Here is a 17,293-nt window from a genome sequence, read left to right on the forward strand (position 1 = left end):
TATTCTATTTTATTTTAATACCTATATTTTATTTGCTATGAAAAAACATATCATGCTACTATCAGTAGCAGGTTGTGCATTATTTTTTGCGTCATGTACAGCAACTAGTAACGAAAAAACTACTGCTAATGCGCCTAAGGTTGTTCCTGTATCGAATTTAGTCCAATTGGATACTGTGGTTTACAAAGAGTATATCGCAGATATCCAATCTCAACGAAATGTTGAATTACGTTCTCGCCTTGTTGGATTCTTAGATAGAATCTTTGTGGATGAGGGCGCCTATGTCCGCAAAGGACAAGTCTTATTTTCATTGGTTGCCGATGAGTATAAAGCGGATTTAGCACAAGCTCAGGCCTCTGTTAGCAGTGCTGAAGCCGAAGTGAAAAAAGTTGAGCTTGAAATGGAAAGAACCCATAAGTTGGTTCAGAAAAATATTGTGAGCTCCACTGAGTATGATTTATTAAAAGTTCAATTGCGTGCTGCAAAAGCAAAGGTTGCTGAAGCAGAGGCCGTATTGAACCAAGCAAGAACAAAATTATCAAATACCCAGATTCGTGCGCCTTTTGATGGCCGAATCGACCGGATTCAACTCAAAGAAGGTTCCCTATTAGAAGAAGGTTCCCTATTGACGACCATTTCTGATATGGCCAATATGAATGTTTACTTTGATATTTCTGAACAAGAATATTTAGGCATTGCATCAGATTCTACCTTTAATAGAAATAATTTCAAGAAAGAAGTTCAGCTGATTCTAGCTAATGGAGCAACATATCCAAATAAAGGAATCGCGGAAATTGTGGAAAGTGAGTTTGAAGCTAGTACAGGTTCAATCTCCTTACGTGCGAAATTTAATAATCCGCAAGGTTTACTAAAGCATGGTGCTACCGGTAGAATTGGTGTTCCGGTTCAAACTGGAGACTTATTATTGGTACATCAAAAATCAGTTTTCGAAATTCAAGACAAAGCCTACGTTTATACCTTGAAAGGGGATACTGTGAAAATGACGCCTTTTGAAAATGGTCGTCGTGTTGGACATTATTATGTTGTGGAGAACGGATTGCCAGCAGATGCCAAGGTAGTTTACGAAGGTGTACAATCGCTACGTGACGGAATGGTTATTCAACCAAGAATGGTTAAAAACTAATAAAGGGAGAGCGATTTTATGTTTGAAAAATTTATTAAGAGGCCAGTGCTATCGCTGGTCATCTCGATCTTTATTACCCTTTTGGGTCTATTGGCACTCTTTACCTTGCCAATTACGCAATTCCCGGATATTGTTCCTCCATCCGTTGTGGTGACGGCAAACTATACCGGAGCGAATGCCGAAGTAAGTACGAATGCGGTGGCAATTCCTCTGGAAAAAGCAATCAACGGGGTTGCCGGAATGACTTATATGAGTTCGGTTTCCACGAATAATGGTAATACCTTAATTCAGGTTTTCTTTGAAGTAGGTACTGATCCGGATATCGCCGCGGTGAATGTCCAGAATCGGGTAACCACCGTTCTTGATGAATTGCCAGAGGAAGTTATCAAGGCCGGTGTAACCACTGAGAAGGAAGTAAACAGTATGTTGATGTATCTGAATTTATATACAGATGATGAAACTGCTGATGAACGATTTATATACAACTTTACCGATATCAATATCTTAAAGGAATTGAAGCGGATTGAAGGTGTAGGTTTTGCTCAAATCATGGGAATGAAAGATTATGCCATGCGTATTTGGGTAAAGCCAGATCGTCTTTCTGCATATTCCATTTCAACTGAGGAATTGGTTGCAGCATTACGGAGACAAAATATTGAAGCCGCCCCAGGTCAAACAGGGATCAGTTCGGATAAAACAGTCAACATGCAACAGTATGTATTGCGTTATCCGGGGAAATTTACTGAAATCAGTGAGTATGAAAATATTCCTATTCGTGCCAATGTGGATGGATCCATTATTCGAGTGAAGGATATCGCCGATGTAGAGTTTGGATCCCTGGATTATGAAATGGTTTCCAAAACTGATGGTAGACCATCTGCTTCTATTATGATCAAGCAGTTGCCAGGCTCCAATGCCCAAGAGGTAATCCAAAGGGTAAAAGACAGGATGGCTGAATTGAAGGAAGCTACTTTCCCACCGGGAATGACCTATACTATGGGTTATGACGTTTCCAGATTCTTGAATGCATCAATTTCAAGTGTACTAGTGACCCTGATTGAGGCCTTTATCCTTGTGTTTCTAGTGGTATTTATCTTCTTACAGGATTTCCGTGCTACCATTATTCCAATTCTGGCAGTTCCGGTTTGTTTGATTGGGTCCCTATTCTTTATGCAGATGATGGGCTTCTCGATCAACTTATTGACCTTGTTTGCTTTGGTTCTCGCCATCGGGATTGTCGTCGACAACGGTATTGTCGTCGTCGAGGCCGTCTATGCCAAAATGGAGGAAGAGCATCTTTCACCAATGGAAGCTACTTTGGCGGCAATGGATGAGGTAGGTTCAGCAGTTATTGCCATTACTTTGGTGATGTCTGCAGTATTTGTTCCCGTCGCCTTCCTGTCTGGACCTGTTGGGATTTTCTATCGACAGTTTTCTTTGACACTTGCAGCAGCAATTGTGATCTCTGGGATTAATGCATTAACACTTACACCAGCTCTATGTGCTATTATCCTGCGCTCTCCGCATGATAAAAAGCCTAGCAATAATATATTGGATCGTTTTTTCAGAGGATTCAATAATGTTTACAACAGAATTTCCGGAGGATATAAAGGATTGCTCTCTAAGATTGCCGGCCGTCGCGTAATCACTTTATTAGGGTTAGTTATTATGTTCGTCGCAACTTGGGGTTCCGCAGCGATCCTTCCTTCCGGATTTATTCCTACTGAAGATCAAGGGATGATTTATGTGGCTGTCACTACGCCGCCCGGAGCTACCGTCGACCGTACGGAGGCTGTATTGAATGAAGTTGATGCTATTTCCAGAGAATTGGAAATGGTCGAGACAGTTTCCATTCTTGCAGGTTATAGTATTGTAACCGAGGTTTCCGGTGCTTCCTATGGTATGGGGATGATCAACCTCAAATCCTGGGATGATCGTAAAGAATCTGTAGATGATGTGATGAAAATTCTTCGTGAAAAAACAGCACATATTGCAGATGCAGAAATTGAATTCTTCCCTCCACCAACAGTTCCTGGATTCGGTAACTCTTCTGGTTTTGAATTACGATTGTTAGATCGTTCTGGAAATGAAGATTTAGCTCAAACGAACGAAGTGGTGAATGAGTTTATTGCCAAATTGGAACAAGATGAAGTAATTGAAAGTGCTAGTACCACTTTCGATGTTAACTTCCCTCAATATATGTTGAAGATCGATTATGATCAGGCCGCCAAAAAAGGAATTTCTGTTGAAAATTCCATGAATACGCTTCAAACTTTATTAGGAAGTTTATATGCGACCAACTTTATCCGATATGGACAGATGTATAAGGTCATGGTGCAGTCGGATGCTTTCGCAAGACAAAGACCAGAGGATGTTCTGAATCTTTATGTGAAAACTGAAGAAGGCGAAATGGTTCCATATTCCTCATTTATGACGATGGAACGAGTTTATGGTCCGGAACAAATCACGCGCTATAATATGTTTACCTCAGCGATGATCACAGGTCAAGCAGCGTCAGGTTTTAGTTCGGGGCAAGCGATTGAAACGGTGGAGCGTATTTCCGCTGAACTCCCGCAAGGTTATACCATCGAATGGTCGGGAATGACTCGTGAACAGAAAATTTCTGGTAACCAAGCGGCTTATATCTTCCTATTGTGTTTGGTATTCGTTTATTTATTACTAGCTGCACAATATGAGAGTTTCTTATTGCCATTGCCGGTATTACTATGTTTACCTGCAGGTTTATTTGGTGCCTTCCTTTTCCTAAAAGTTTTTGGCTTGGAAAATAATATTTACGCACAGGTCTCCTTGGTAATGTTGATTGGACTATTGGGTAAAAACGCCATCCTGATTGTGGAGTATGCCAACCTCAAAAGAAAACAGGGCATGGATGTTCTTACAGCTTCCATTGAAGGAGCAGTGGCTCGTTTGAGACCTATCTTAATGACTTCATTTGCATTTGCTGCCGGATTGATTCCATTGATGTTGGCAAGTGGTGCTGGTGCGATCGGAAATAGAACCATTGGTTCTGCCGCTGTCGGAGGAATGGTAATCGGTACGATTATCGGGGTAATCGTAATCCCGGGATTGGTAGTTCTGTTTTCTAAACGTCAAAAGAAGAAGAAACTTAAACAAGCTACCGTTGCAATTGCGGTCTTGCTTTTTATTAGTTCTTGTTCAGTACCTAAAACAACAGTAGAGAAAGATATTTCTCCAGAGCTTACAGGGCAGGCCGGACAGGTGATGAATGATTCAACTTCTATTGGAAGTCTAGCTTGGCGAGATGTATTTACGGATTCTCAATTGATTTCCTTGATTGACTCGGCACTGATTAATAATCTAGATGTTCGTCAAGCGATCCACCGGATTGAGATGGCACAATCGAACTTTAAGTTTCGGAAATCTGCGCTTTATCCAAGTTTGGATGCTGCGGTTGAAGGTGGTTTAAGGAAATATGGGCATTATACGGAATCGGGTATTGGTAATTATGATTCCAATTTTTCAGAAAACTTGACAGATGATGAAAAATTACCTGAACCCTTTATTCCAGATTACTTTGTGGGTGTTCGCTCTTCCTGGGAGTTGGATCTATGGGGAAAACTCCGGAACAGGAGGGAGGCTGCCTTTCTTCAATTAATGTCTGAGAGTGAGTTAAAGCGTTTAATTGAAACTGAATTAATCTCTAGCATTGCCTCTTCTTATTATGAGTTGATTAGTCTAGATGAGAAAATTCAGGTTTATGAACAGAACATTAAACTCCACGAGCGTGCATTAGAAATTATTGAAGCACAGAAGGAAGCCGGACGTGCGGATGAGTTGGCGGTTCAACAGTTTAGGTCCTTACTGTCACAATCTAAGGCGAGTCGTGCACATGCGGAACAAGAAATTTTAGCGTATGAGCATCAGATTAATTCCTTATTAGGTCGAGTATATCAGCCAATTTCACGGAATAACGAACCTATTAACGATGATTTATTGTTTGAAAATTTGGTTGTCGGTTCTCTAGACGACTTATTAAATAACCGTTTAGATATTCGTAAAGCTGGGATGGACTTAAAAGCAGGGTTCCATGAATTGGAATCTTCGAGATTGGCGTTTTTACCAACGGTAGCCATCAGTCCGTATCTAGGTCTACAGTCTTTTAGTTTCGACAAGTTGTTCAATCTAGAGAAATCTCTAACCTATGGACTGTTCGGAGGAATTACGATGCCGATTTTTAGACAACGTGAGTTGAAATCGGAATACGAAAGAATGAAAGCCTCTTATGGGATTAATTTCATCGAATATGAGAAAGCGGTTTTGAATGCTGTCAATGAAGTTTCATTAGCGATCAATACGCAGGAGGCGATTGTTGATCGTTCGACACATATTAAAGACCAAGTAGCTGCTTTGGAGTCTTCCATTGGAGCCGCAGAAGAATTGTTTATAGCAGGCCGGGTGACCTACCTGGATATCATCACTGCGCAAAAAGGGTTGATTGAAGCACAAGTTGCCGATGTGGATATCAATAAGGAGAAAATGCTGAATCAGGTGGTTCTCTATAAAGCCCTAGGTGGTGGTTGGCAATAAATGGGTATTTAAAATAGATGGTGGGGTGGACTTCGGTCCACCCTTTTTTGTTTACTAGGGATTCGAAAATATTTTTAAAAAGCAGTTAGCTTCTTGCTGATCTTTTATATTGATTCATCTTGTTTGTCTAGAACCTTTCTTCTCAGCGATAATTTTAAACTATAATCAATCCTTTACTTCCGCTCCTTTTCAAGGTCGGTTTTGAATACTGTACAAATGAAGGTTGTGAAGATTGTATTAATATAGGAATTGAATACTGTCGTAATACAGATTTTGAATGCTGTATTAATGTCAGTTTTGATTTTGTAATAATGCCGTTTCGAATTCATTAATAATGCCGTTTCGAATTCAGTATTTATGCAGTTTTGAATTCCGCAATAAAGTCGATTTCGAATACAGCAATACTACAGTTTCGACTTCAGCGATAATTCTGTCCTACATGGGGACAAATTAGGACCTCTACCGTACCTTGGTCGGACCTTCTTCGGATCTTTTCCTGACCTTGGCCGAATTTTTACGGCCGAGGTCCGGCGGATCTGCGGGGGATCTGCGCTAGTGAAGCGCCGGAATATCGAATTTTGCAGGACCTGCTCCCGAAGTATTTCCGATAATGCCGGGGTAAATGAATACCAATGGAAATCAAATGCGAAAGGACCTCCGCTAATATTTGACCAGAATGGATCCCTGACTTTCCCTATCGCCTGACCTCCCTTTTCTACCGTTCATGCCCCCGCAGCCATCCCTGGGCAATGAAAATGCAACCTTCCTGAAAATTTATCGTGCAATGTGCTAGCGAGTTACGGTTTGCTGCTAAAAAATGTTGCTGGGATGTCTTGGAAGTATGGATGTTTTGTCCCTATCTTTGCACCACTCCGCAAGGGAGGGACGGCTGAAAGGCCACTGACAACAGGGAAGGAAACACGGTAAAAAAGGGGTCACACCCGATGCGCCGTATCTTTTGAAAAAAGCGCCTCAAAATTATTTTAAAATAAATTTTGCGGAATCAAAAAAGGTTTCTACCTTTGCAGTCCCAACCGAGGGAAACAGCAACGAGCGCGATGCTCGGAGCGATAAAAAAATGACACATCAACCCTACGAGAGTAGGGACGATATACAAGCCGAAGCGAGATGCCCAGGCGAGATAAGTTCTTTAAATGATCATGTAGCGCAGCGACTCGTACGAGAGTACGATAGCTGAACAAAGATTTTAAGAAATCAATTCAGATATCCCGGAGCGGGAGGAAAACATTAAAACAAGACAATTCTATTTATTATAAATAGTCTTGATCTTACACTTCATTTTACAATGGAGAGTTTGATCCTGGCTCAGGATGAACGCTAGCGGCAGGCCTAATACATGCAAGTCGGACGGGATCCAGCTGGTAGCTTGCTACCGGTTGGTGAGAGTGGCGCACGGGTGCGTAACGCGTGAGCAACCTACCCATATCAGGGGGATAGCCCGAAGAAATTCGGATTAACACCGCATGACACAGATTTACCGCATGGTTTATTTGTCAAATATTCATAGGATATGGATGGGCTCGCGTGACATTAGCTAGTTGGTGGGGTAACGGCCCACCAAGGCGACGATGTCTAGGGGCTCTGAGAGGAGAATCCCCCACACTGGTACTGAGACACGGACCAGACTCCTACGGGAGGCAGCAGTAAGGAATATTGGTCAATGGGGGCAACCCTGAACCAGCCATGCCGCGTGCAGGATGACTGCCCTATGGGTTGTAAACTGCTTTTGTTAGGGAATAAACCCCACTACGTGTAGTGGGCTGAATGTACCTAAAGAATAAGGATCGGCTAACTCCGTGCCAGCAGCCGCGGTAATACGGAGGATCCGAGCGTTATCCGGATTTATTGGGTTTAAAGGGTGCGTAGGCGGCACTTTAAGTCAGGGGTGAAAGACGGCAGCTCAACTGTCGCAGTGCCCTTGATACTGAAGTGCTTGAATGCGGTTGAAGACGGCGGAATGAGACAAGTAGCGGTGAAATGCATAGATATGTCTCAGAACACCGATTGCGAAGGCAGCTGTCTAAGCCGTTATTGACGCTGATGCACGAAAGCGTGGGGATCGAACAGGATTAGATACCCTGGTAGTCCACGCCCTAAACGATGATGACTCGATGTTTGCGATATACCGTAAGCGTCCAAGCGAAAGCGTTAAGTCATCCACCTGGGGAGTACGCCCGCAAGGGTGAAACTCAAAGGAATTGACGGGGGCCCGCACAAGCGGAGGAGCATGTGGTTTAATTCGATGATACGCGAGGAACCTTACCCGGGCTTGAAAGTTACTGAAGGATGCAGAGACGCATCCGTCCTTCGGGACAGGAAACTAGGTGCTGCATGGCTGTCGTCAGCTCGTGCCGTGAGGTGTTGGGTTAAGTCCCGCAACGAGCGCAACCCCTATGTTTAGTTGCCAGCACGTCAAGGTGGGGACTCTAAACAGACTGCCTGCGCAAGCAGAGAGGAAGGCGGGGACGACGTCAAGTCATCATGGCCCTTACGTCCGGGGCTACACACGTGCTACAATGGATGGTACAGCGGGCAGCTACACAGCAATGTGATGCCAATCTCGAAAAGCCATTCACAGTTCGGATCGGGGTCTGCAACTCGACCCCGTGAAGTTGGATTCGCTAGTAATCGCGTATCAGCAATGACGCGGTGAATACGTTCCCGGGCCTTGTACACACCGCCCGTCAAGCCATGAAAGCTGGGGGTACCTAAAGCATGTAACCGCAAGGAGCGTGTTAGGGTAAAACCGGTAATTGGGGCTAAGTCGTAACAAGGTAGCCGTACCGGAAGGTGCGGCTGGAATACCTCCTTTCTAGAGCCCGCTCTGGGATCGCTGCGCGACATACATGATCGTATGAAAAAAAAGACATTCAGAAGAAAGTGCCCACCCTGTGGGGAGTAATTAGTATCTAGTATTTAGTATTTAGATAGTGATGCTCCTGACAACCGGTGACACCGAGAGATGAGAGAGATAAGCTAGTCCCGTAGCTCAGTTGGTTAGAGCACTACACTGATAATGTAGGGGTCAGCAGTTCAAATCTGCTCGGGACTACCATCACACGGGGAATTAGCTCAGCTGGCTAGAGCACCTGCCTTGCACGCAGGGGGTCAACGGTTCGAATCCGTTATTCTCCACAGGTCCGAGTCCTTATAGAAGGTTTTAGCTTAGAGCAATGGTTCTAAATACTAACTACTAACTACTAGGTACTCAGATAAAGAGTTCTTTGACATATTGGAAGAAAAGAGATTAACAAGAGAAGACAACAGAGGCCTGTCGTCCAGCGATGGATGGCGGCCAATAAGCAACCTATCACTTGGCAAAAGGGGTGATAGCGTGAAGAAAGTAAACAAGGGCACACGGGGGATGCCTAGGCTCTCAGAGGCGATGAAGGACGTGATAAGCTGCGATAAGCCACGGGGATCGGCAAATGCGAATTGATCCGTGGATTTCCGAATGGGGCAACCCGGCATGTTGAAGACATGCCATCAAATGAAGCGAACGCGCTGAACTGAAACATCTAAGTAGGCGTAGGAGGAGAAAATAACAATGATTTCCCAAGTAGTGGCGAGCGAACGGGAAAGAGCCCAAACCAGTATTGTTACGGCAATACTGGGGTTGTAGGACCACGCCATTGGACTGTGCTATGAACTGGAAGCAGGTGGGAAACTGCGCGATAAGGGTGAGAGCCCCGTACAGGTAAAGAATGCAGCCATAGTGGTATCCTGAGTACCGCGGGACCGGAGAAATCCTGTGGGAATCCGCCAGCACCATCTGGCAAGGCTAAATACTCCTGAGAGACCGATAGTGAACCAGTACCGTGAGGGAAAGGTGAAAAGAACCCCGAACAGGGGAGTGAAAAGAACCTGAAACCGTGTGCTTACAAGCGGTCGGAGCGGAGTGATTCCGTGACGGCGTGCCTTTTGCATAATGAGCCTACGAGTTACTCTTGTCCGGCAAGGTTAATGGCTTAAGGCCAGGAGCCGAAGCGAAAGCGAGTCTGAACAGGGCGTATAGTCGGACGAGGTAGACGCGAAACCTTGTGATCTACCCTTGGGCAGGTTGAAGGTGCGGTAACACGTACTGGAGGACCGAACCGATAAACGTTGAAAAGTTTCCGGATGACCTGAGGGTAGGGGTGAAAGGCCAATCAAACTGGGAAATAGCTCGTACTCCCCGAAATGTTTTTAGGAACAGCGTCGGCATATGAGTCTAGCAGAGGTAGAGCTACCGATTGGGTGCGGGGGAGTCAAATCCTACCAAATCCAGACGAACTCCGAATGCTGCTAGATATGGCCGGCAGTGAGGCTTTGGGTGCTAAGGTCCAAGGCCGAGAGGGAAAGAACCCAGACCATCAGCTAAGGTCCCCAAATTCGTTCTAAGTTGAACTAACGAGGTCCGGTTGCCCAGACAGCTAGGATGTTGGCTTGGAAGCAGCCATTCATTTAAAGAGTGCGTAACAGCTCACTAGTCGAGCGGCCGGGCGTGGATAATAAACGGGCATCAAGAACGATACCGAAGCTATGGATTGCAATTTATTGCACTGGTAGGGGAGCATTCCATCGGGGGTGAATCCGCGGGGTGACTCGTGGTGGACCTGATGGAAAAGCAAATGTAGGCATAAGTAACGATAAGGCGGGTGAGAAACCCGCCCACCGAAAGACTAAGGTTTCCTGATCAACGCTAATCGGATCAGGGTTAGTCGGGACCTAAGGCGCATCCGAAGGGAGGCAGCCGATGGCCAACGGGTTAATAATCCCGTACTATTGATAACTGCGATGTGGTGACGGAGTAGTGACACTGCCGCGAACTGACGGAATAGTTCGTTGAAGGGCAAAGGTATTGGACCGGTAGGCAAATCCGCTGGTACAGCTGAAGCCCGATAGTACAGCAAACCCTCGGGGGCGCTGATAGCGCAGGTAAGCAGACTTCCAAGAAAACCCGCTAAGCTCCAGGTTATCAATACCCGTACCGTAAACCGACACAGGTAGTCGAGGAGAGGATCCTAAGGTGCTCGAGTGAATCATGGCTAAGGAACTCGGCAAAATGGCCCTGTAACTTCGGGAGAAGGGGCGCTTCCTCCACCTTCGGGTGGAGAAGCCGCAGTGAAAAGGCCCAGGCGACTGTTTAGCAAAAACATATGGCTTTGCGAAATCGAAAGATGAGGTATAAGGCCTGACACCTGCCCGGTGCTGGAAGGTTAAGAGGGGATGTCATCCGCAAGGAGAAGCATTGAATCGAAGCCCCAGTAAACGGCGGCCGTAACTATAACGGTCCTAAGGTAGCGAAATTCCTTGTCGGGTAAGTTCCGACCTGCACGAATGGTGTAACGATCTGGGCGCTGTCTCAGCCATGAGCTCGGTGAAATTGTGGTATCGGTGAAGACGCCGGTTACCCGCAACGGGACGGAAAGACCCCATGAACCTTCACTATAGCTTAACATTGAAATTGGGTACAGGATGTGTAGGATAGGCGGGAGTAGTCGAAGCGGTTTCGCCAGGAATCGTGGATACGACCTTGAAATACCGCCCTTTCTGTATTCGGTTTCTAATCCCGCGATGCGGGAGACATTGTTTGGTGGGTAGTTTGACTGGGGTGGTCGCCTCCAAAAAGGTAACGGAGGCTTTCAAAGGTAAGCTCAGTACGCTTGGTAACCGTACGAGGAGTGCAATGGCATAAGCTTGCTTGACTGTGAGACCTACAAGTCGACCAGGGTCGAAAGACGGACATAGTGATCCGGTGGTTCTGTATGGAAGGGCCATCGCTCAAAGGATAAAAGGTACTCTGGGGATAACAGGCTGATCTCCCCCAAGAGCTCATATCGACGGGGAGGTTTGGCACCTCGATGTCGGCTCGTCACATCCTGGGGCTGGAGAAGGTCCCAAGGGTTGGGCTGTTCGCCCATTAAAGTGGCACGCGAGCTGGGTTCAGAACGTCGCGAGACAGTTCGGTCCCTATCTGTTGTGGGCGCTGGAAGTTTGAGTGGATCTGACCTTAGTACGAGAGGACCGGGTTGGACGGACCGCTGGTGAACCTGTTATGCCGCCAGGTGTACGGCAGGGTAGCTACGTCCGGGATAGATAAGCGCTGAAAGCATCTAAGTGCGAAACTAGCCACGAGATGAGACTTCCTCATAAGGGTCGTTGAAGATGACAACGTTGATAGGTCACAGGTGTAAAGGTTGAAAGACCAAAGCCGAGTGATACTAATAGCCCGAAGCTTTCCAATGCGGATAGTTCTGTTGTCCTCTCTCTTTTTAACATCCTTTCTTCCAATAACATGTCAATATAGTATTTAGTAGTTAGTATTTAGTAGTTAGACCCTGGGTCTGCTACCAGAGAACGCTCTAGAGTACTTAAAAGATATTCAGGTGCCTATATCGGCGGTGTCCACCTCTTCCCATTCCGAACAGAGAAGTTAAGCCCGCCAGAGCCGATGGTATTGCCGTAACAGGTGGGAGAGTAGGTCGGTGCCTAATTTTATACGAAAGCCCGTTGTCAGATGACAACGGGCTTTTTGTGTTTTCAGGGAAATGGAACGGATGGACCGGTCGGTAGGGGCGTATCGCATACGCCCTTTTGTATTGTTGTTTGGTCATGGTTCTTACAAACATGCCGCCCCTACAGGGCTGTGTCTTGTTATATGATCATTGCTACAAACATGCCGCCCCTACAGGGCTGTACCTTGTTATATGATCTTTGCTACAAATATTTCGCCCCTATGGGGCTTGACCATGCAGGGCGGAATGCCTATCGGATAAATGAAACGCATTGTACGGGCGTATCGCATACGCCCTCTTTATAAACTCTAATATCATTATCTTTCAGCATCTCTGCTGAGGAATCTATTTTTGGCGATATGAAGACAAACATTCCGCCCCGCTGGGGCTGTATGTTGTCAAATACCCCTTGCTACAAATATGTCGCCCCGCTGGGGCTGGACCTTGTAATACTTACAGGACAAACCTACTCCTCACTTCCTTATGGATCTGATTGGTTATGAATACGATATTGTATTTTTTTGGGAGATAAATCAGACAAAACAATAATTTAAAAATCCGTATCTTTGCTGTCCAATGGGTACACAATTAGATAATGGAGTCAAGCCTTATAATCATTATGGGGCTTATTTGAAGGAAAAATACGACGGTCAACGGGTGTTTAAAGTTATTGTTGATGGTAATTTTACATGTCCGAATCGTGATGGAAGTAAGGGGTATGGAGGCTGTACTTATTGTAATGTTGATTCATTTACGCCTGATACAGCAAGGAAGATTCCTTCTATTCGGGAACAGGTTGAAAATGGTATTGAAAGAGCTCGTAATAGTTATGGAGCGGAAAAATTTATCATTTATTTCCAGCCAAATACCAATACCTACGCTCCGACGCATTTATTAAAAATGATGTATGATGAAGCCTTGAGTATTTGTCCTGAACATACTCTTGGATTATCAGTTGGTACTCGTCCGGATTGCTTGGATTTTGAAAAGATTGCGCTATTAGAGAGCTATACGGATCGTCTTGACGTCGATTTAGAGATGGGAATGGAGTCTATTTATAATGATACGCTGGAGCGTATCAATAGAGGCTGTTCGCATGATGAGTTTATATCGACCATGAAGATGTTGGAAAATACATCTTTGGATTTATGTGTTCATACTATTTTTGGTTTTCCATGGGAAACGGAAGAGATGATGCTTAGATATGCTGATGAAATTAATAAGCAGCCTAAGATCAAGTTTGTGAAATTACACCACCTTCATATCGTTGAAGGGTCCATTATGGGGGTGAAGTATAAAAGAGAACCCTTCCACTTATTTAGCTTGGAAGAGTATACTGAGTTCCTTTCCAAATTTATTCCATTGCTAAGACCGGATATCATTATCCAACGGGTATTTGGAATTGCTGATAAGGAATTATTGATTGCTCCAAATTGGGGATTCCCGAAATCAGGCATCCAAACCAAAATTGATAAAGGACTTGAAGAGAGAGGTGTGAAACAAGGTTCAGCGTATAAAGAAGCTGATTTAACGATATAAGATAAGGGTTGCAGTCTGCAACCCTTTTGTATTGAAATATCTTGATGATTACCTCTCGACGATTGTTTTTAAATCGGCAGGAGAGTAATAGATTGATTTCAAAGTTTTATCATCGCCTTTACGGAAAACCAAGAATTTACCATCAATTTCTTTATAGTAGGACTCAACACCTTTTTCTAAATAATGTTGTTGAGTTTCCATTGCTTCTTGTTCAGTTTTACAAGCCTTACTCATGTTCGAACGTTGAACTTCATTGAAAAGGTCATTGAATTTATCCTTCAAACCAAATTCTAAGATAGCACCTGAAAGCACATATTGAATATCGCAAAGAGCATCCGCAATTTCTACCAGGTCTTTGTCTTTAATTGCTTCTTCCAGTTCTTTTAATTCTTCAGCGATTAAAGATACTCTCAAGTTGCAACGCGTCTCAGAAGGGATTGTTGGTTGATCTAAAATCGGGTGCTGAAAAGTTTTATGGAATTCGGCAACCGAAGTTAAACATTTAGGGTCTGTCATATCAATTGTAATTTTGTTAAAAATACGAAAGTAGGGGCAAATAAAAAAGGCGCAATCTAGATTGCGCCTTGTATGCTATTTCATTAAGTGTTTTAATTGAATAATTTCCTTTTCCTCCAAATATCTCCAACGACCACGTGGAAGATCTTTTTTGGTTAGGTTTGCATAGACTACGCGATCTAGTTTTTCAACCTCATAGCCTAATGATTCAAAAATACGTCTTACAATCCTGTTTTTACCACTATGGATTTGGATTCCAACTTCCCTTTTTGAAGCGCCTACAACGAAGCTAACGTCGTCAGGCTTGATGAATCCGTCCTCTAGTTCAATACCGAATTGAATTTTATTAAAATCACCTTGTGATAAGTTCTTGTTTAATTCAACTTGATAGATTTTGCTGATGTTATTTCTTGGGTGAGAAAGTTTCTCAGCTAAATTGCCATCATTTGTAAGCAACAGAAGTCCGGTTGTATTTCTGTCCAATCGACCCACAGGGTAGATTCTTTCCTTAGTTGCTTTTGCTACTAAGTGCATTACAGTTTTACGTTCTTGAGGATCATCTGTTGTTGTGATATAATCTTTTGGTTTATTCAAAAGAATATATACCATTTTTTCACGTTTTAGGCGTTCGTTGTTATATCTAATTTCGTCCTTTGCAGGATCAACTTTAGTTCCTAACTCGGTTACCACCTCACCATTCACAGAGATTACACCTGCTTCAATAAGTTCATCCGCCTTTCTACGCGAACAAATCCCAGAGTTGGAGATATAACGGTTTAAACGAATTAATCCATCATCCTCAACATTGAAGTTTTTTTCTTGCTTAGGTTTTCTGAAATTATCTTTGCGGAAATCGTTATCCGATCTACCTTCGTTGTCACGGCCAGAATTTCTTTTGCTGAAATCTCTGCCTTTACCATCGAATTTTTTGTAAGGACGGTCTGAGTTGAAAGATTTTTCAAACTTACCATCTTTATTGAATTTAGAGTCTTTACTGAATTTTGAAGATCTTTTCGTTGCTTCTTCGCCGTATCTTGATTTTCTTTCAGGTCTTTCCTCTCTATTGAATCTATCTTCTTTATTGAATCTTTCTTCTCTATTGAATTTAGAATCTCTATCCTCTCTGTTAAATCTAGAGTCTCTGTCTGGTCTAGAGTCTCTACTGAATTTAGAATCTCTATCTGGTCTAGAATCCTTGCCAAATTTTGAGTTTCTATCAAATTTAGAGTCTCTTCCAAATTTGGAATCTCTGTCAGGTCTAGAATCTTTGTTGAATTTAGAATCTCTCGCGAATTTAGAGTCCTTGTTAAATTTAGAATCTCTTCCAAATTTAGCGTCTTTATCAAATCTGCCTTTATCAGAATTTGAGTCGCGATTAAATTTATCAGATTTGTAACTTCTTGATGAGTCGAAGGATGATTTATCGTCCTTTTTATTGTTCTTGAAGCCGTCGGAATTGCTTCTTGATTTTCTGGAGTTGTCCTCTCGACTGTTCCTTTTGCTATTGAATGGCATAATTCGAAAAAATGAGCCACAAAGATAGGCAAAATTTTGACTCATTCCACATTTAAGAGGAATACTTTAATAAATATTAGAAACTGTAGACATAATAGGAGGAAAAGGTCGATTAGTTTGCTGTAGAGGCGTAAAAATCTAGTTTCTAGTATTTTATGGTTTTCAGTGGATTTTATACGATTTATGATCGAGATTTTAACTTTGAATTGCCTTAAAGGGCTCTCAAATTAATAGGTTTTGGTTAATTTATGTTTAACTATGTATGAAATGGCCGATAATTACAGTAGAAATGTTACAAAAAAGGCGGATTTGGAAATATTGGTTTAAAGTTGTTTTAACGTAGATTTTACATGGCTTTAACTATAATTAACTTTCTTTATTAATACTATTGTTTGTGCGTTAAAGTAATAAGCTGTACTTTTGGAGCTTGATTTTTCACCAAGCTACTTTTTGATCGGCTTTTAGGAGTTGCGTGGATAGGGTGGCAGTAAGGGAATGAATGGTTAAAAAAAGAGTATTATGTAGTAGTGCACTTTTGATGTTAATGTTAATGTCGAACTTGTACTCAAAACCCCAACCAGAGACGGCTGATCCTTTTAGAAAGGCATTGGACCTCTCGATGAGAGCCAATATTGCAGATGCAATGGCGACTAACAAAAAAGAGGCTGAAGATGATATTTACAGCCGAATTTCTTTTGCTGAGACCGATATTCCTTTAGAGGAGGTTACAGTAAAGAAAAAACTAGACAAGTACCTGAGTAGGTTTGCTTATCTAAAAAAGCCCACACATCAAATTCACAGAAAAGCGGATCAATTACTTCCCCGCATTGCGAAAATCCTTAAGAGTTACGGTGTTCCAGAAGATTTCAAGTACATTGCTGTAGTTGAGAGTAGTCTGAATCCTAAGACCACTTCCCACAAGGGAGCCGGAGGTTATTGGCAATTTATGCCCGCAACAGCGAGATTGTATGGTTTGAAGGTGAATGGAAGTGTGGATGAGCGCTTAGACTTAATAAAGTCTACCCATGCAGCAGCAAAATATCTTAAATCACTACACAAAGAGTTTGGTGATTGGACCTTAGCAGCAGCAGCTTATAATGTAGGTGGAGGAAGTTTAAGATCTTCCTTAAGAAGACAAAACAAGGATAGTTACTATGACTTGAAATTGAATTCTGAAACTGCAGCCTATGTCTATAAGATAATTTCCATGAAAGCAATTCTGGAAACTACATAAAGCGCGAAAGCCTAATTTTATGAACAATACCAAATCAGGAAACCTTAGGTTTCCTTTTTTTATGCCTAAAATTTTAGAATGCCTCACTAGGTTCCGTTAATTCGCTATTGATATTAATGCATGCAATCCTATTTATTGAAAATTTTAATTAAGTTTAAGATAATGAAATCCCTTTTAGGGATTTTTTGTTTAGCAATTGAAAGCGAGATTGTGCTGGATGGGAAAAAACTAAAGAGAAGCTTTATGCTATATCCGAGA

At 43.0% G+C, this 17,293-nt stretch carries 6 protein-coding genes, 2 tRNA genes and 3 rRNA genes; 9 read left to right on the forward strand and 2 right to left on the reverse strand.

Annotation, left to right across the window (positions count from 1 at the left end; genetic code table 11):
• Nucleotides 1–37: 37 nt before the first annotated feature.
• From ACF3OC_RS05145 to ACF3OC_RS05180, 8 genes are all read left to right on the forward strand, one after another.
• Complete coding sequence (locus ACF3OC_RS05145; protein ID WP_094280911.1) at nt 38–1,144, forward strand: efflux RND transporter periplasmic adaptor subunit; 1,107 nt, start codon at nt 38–40, stop codon at nt 1,142–1,144.
• A gap of 18 nt (nt 1,145–1,162) precedes the next feature.
• Nucleotides 1,163–5,713, forward strand: coding sequence for an efflux RND transporter permease subunit (locus ACF3OC_RS05150; protein WP_094280912.1), 4,551 nt, complete (start codon nt 1,163–1,165; stop codon nt 5,711–5,713).
• A gap of 1,303 nt (nt 5,714–7,016) precedes the next feature.
• A 16S ribosomal RNA gene (locus ACF3OC_RS05155) occupies nt 7,017–8,546 on the forward strand.
• Nucleotides 8,547–8,712: 166 nt separating this feature from the next.
• Nucleotides 8,713–8,789, forward strand: a tRNA-Ile gene (locus ACF3OC_RS05160).
• 6 nt (nt 8,790–8,795) lie between these two features.
• A tRNA-Ala gene (locus tag ACF3OC_RS05165) sits at nt 8,796–8,869 on the forward strand.
• Nucleotides 8,870–9,071: 202 nt separating this feature from the next.
• Nucleotides 9,072–11,960, forward strand: a 23S ribosomal RNA gene (locus ACF3OC_RS05170).
• 138 nt (nt 11,961–12,098) lie between these two features.
• Nucleotides 12,099–12,210, forward strand: a 5S ribosomal RNA gene (gene rrf / locus ACF3OC_RS05175).
• The 16S, 23S and 5S rRNA genes sit together here with 2 tRNA genes alongside, the layout of an rRNA operon.
• A 597-nt stretch (nt 12,211–12,807) precedes the next feature.
• Nucleotides 12,808–13,770, forward strand: a complete 963-nt coding sequence (locus ACF3OC_RS05180; RefSeq protein ID WP_094258172.1) for a TIGR01212 family radical SAM protein — start codon at nt 12,808–12,810, stop codon at nt 13,768–13,770.
• Between the two features lie 48 nt (nt 13,771–13,818).
• Here ACF3OC_RS05180 and ACF3OC_RS05185 read toward each other — a convergent pair whose 3' ends face one another.
• The gene (locus ACF3OC_RS05185; RefSeq protein WP_094258173.1) at nt 13,819–14,286 is read right to left on the reverse strand and encodes a nucleoside triphosphate pyrophosphohydrolase family protein; all 468 of its coding nucleotides are present in this window, start codon (nt 14,284–14,286) and stop codon (nt 13,819–13,821) included.
• 75 nt (nt 14,287–14,361) lie between these two features.
• A complete protein-coding gene (locus ACF3OC_RS05190) occupies nt 14,362–15,846 on the reverse strand; it encodes a pseudouridine synthase (protein ID WP_392471044.1) in 1,485 nt (494 codons plus the stop codon).
• Between the two features lie 505 nt (nt 15,847–16,351).
• Between ACF3OC_RS05190 and ACF3OC_RS05195 the strand changes: the two genes are divergently transcribed.
• Nucleotides 16,352–17,035 (forward strand): lytic transglycosylase domain-containing protein, encoded by a 684-nt coding sequence (locus tag ACF3OC_RS05195; protein ID WP_169715222.1) that lies wholly within the window; start codon nt 16,352–16,354, stop codon nt 17,033–17,035.
• The last annotated feature ends 258 nt before the right edge of the window (nt 17,036–17,293 follow it).

Source organism: Sphingobacterium cellulitidis (assembly GCF_043187465.1).
GTDB classification, from domain to species: Bacteria; Bacteroidota; Bacteroidia; order Sphingobacteriales; family Sphingobacteriaceae; genus Sphingobacterium; species Sphingobacterium cellulitidis.

Excerpts from the sequence above, each read along its gene's own strand:
- ACF3OC_RS05195 (WP_169715222.1), top strand. The coding sequence starts at position 16,352 with ATGTCGAACTTGTACTCAAAACCCCAACCAGAGACGGCTGATCCTTTT.
- ACF3OC_RS05185 (WP_094258173.1), bottom strand. The coding sequence starts at position 14,286 with ATGACAGACCCTAAATGTTTAACTTCGGTTGCCGAATTCCATAAAACT.
- ACF3OC_RS05180 (WP_094258172.1), top strand. The coding sequence starts at position 12,808 with ATGGGTACACAATTAGATAATGGAGTCAAGCCTTATAATCATTATGGG.
- ACF3OC_RS05150 (WP_094280912.1), top strand. The coding sequence starts at position 1,163 with ATGTTTGAAAAATTTATTAAGAGGCCAGTGCTATCGCTGGTCATCTCG.
- ACF3OC_RS05190 (WP_392471044.1), bottom strand. The coding sequence starts at position 15,846 with ATGAGTCAAAATTTTGCCTATCTTTGTGGCTCATTTTTTCGAATTATG.
- ACF3OC_RS05145 (WP_094280911.1), top strand. The coding sequence starts at position 38 with ATGAAAAAACATATCATGCTACTATCAGTAGCAGGTTGTGCATTATTT.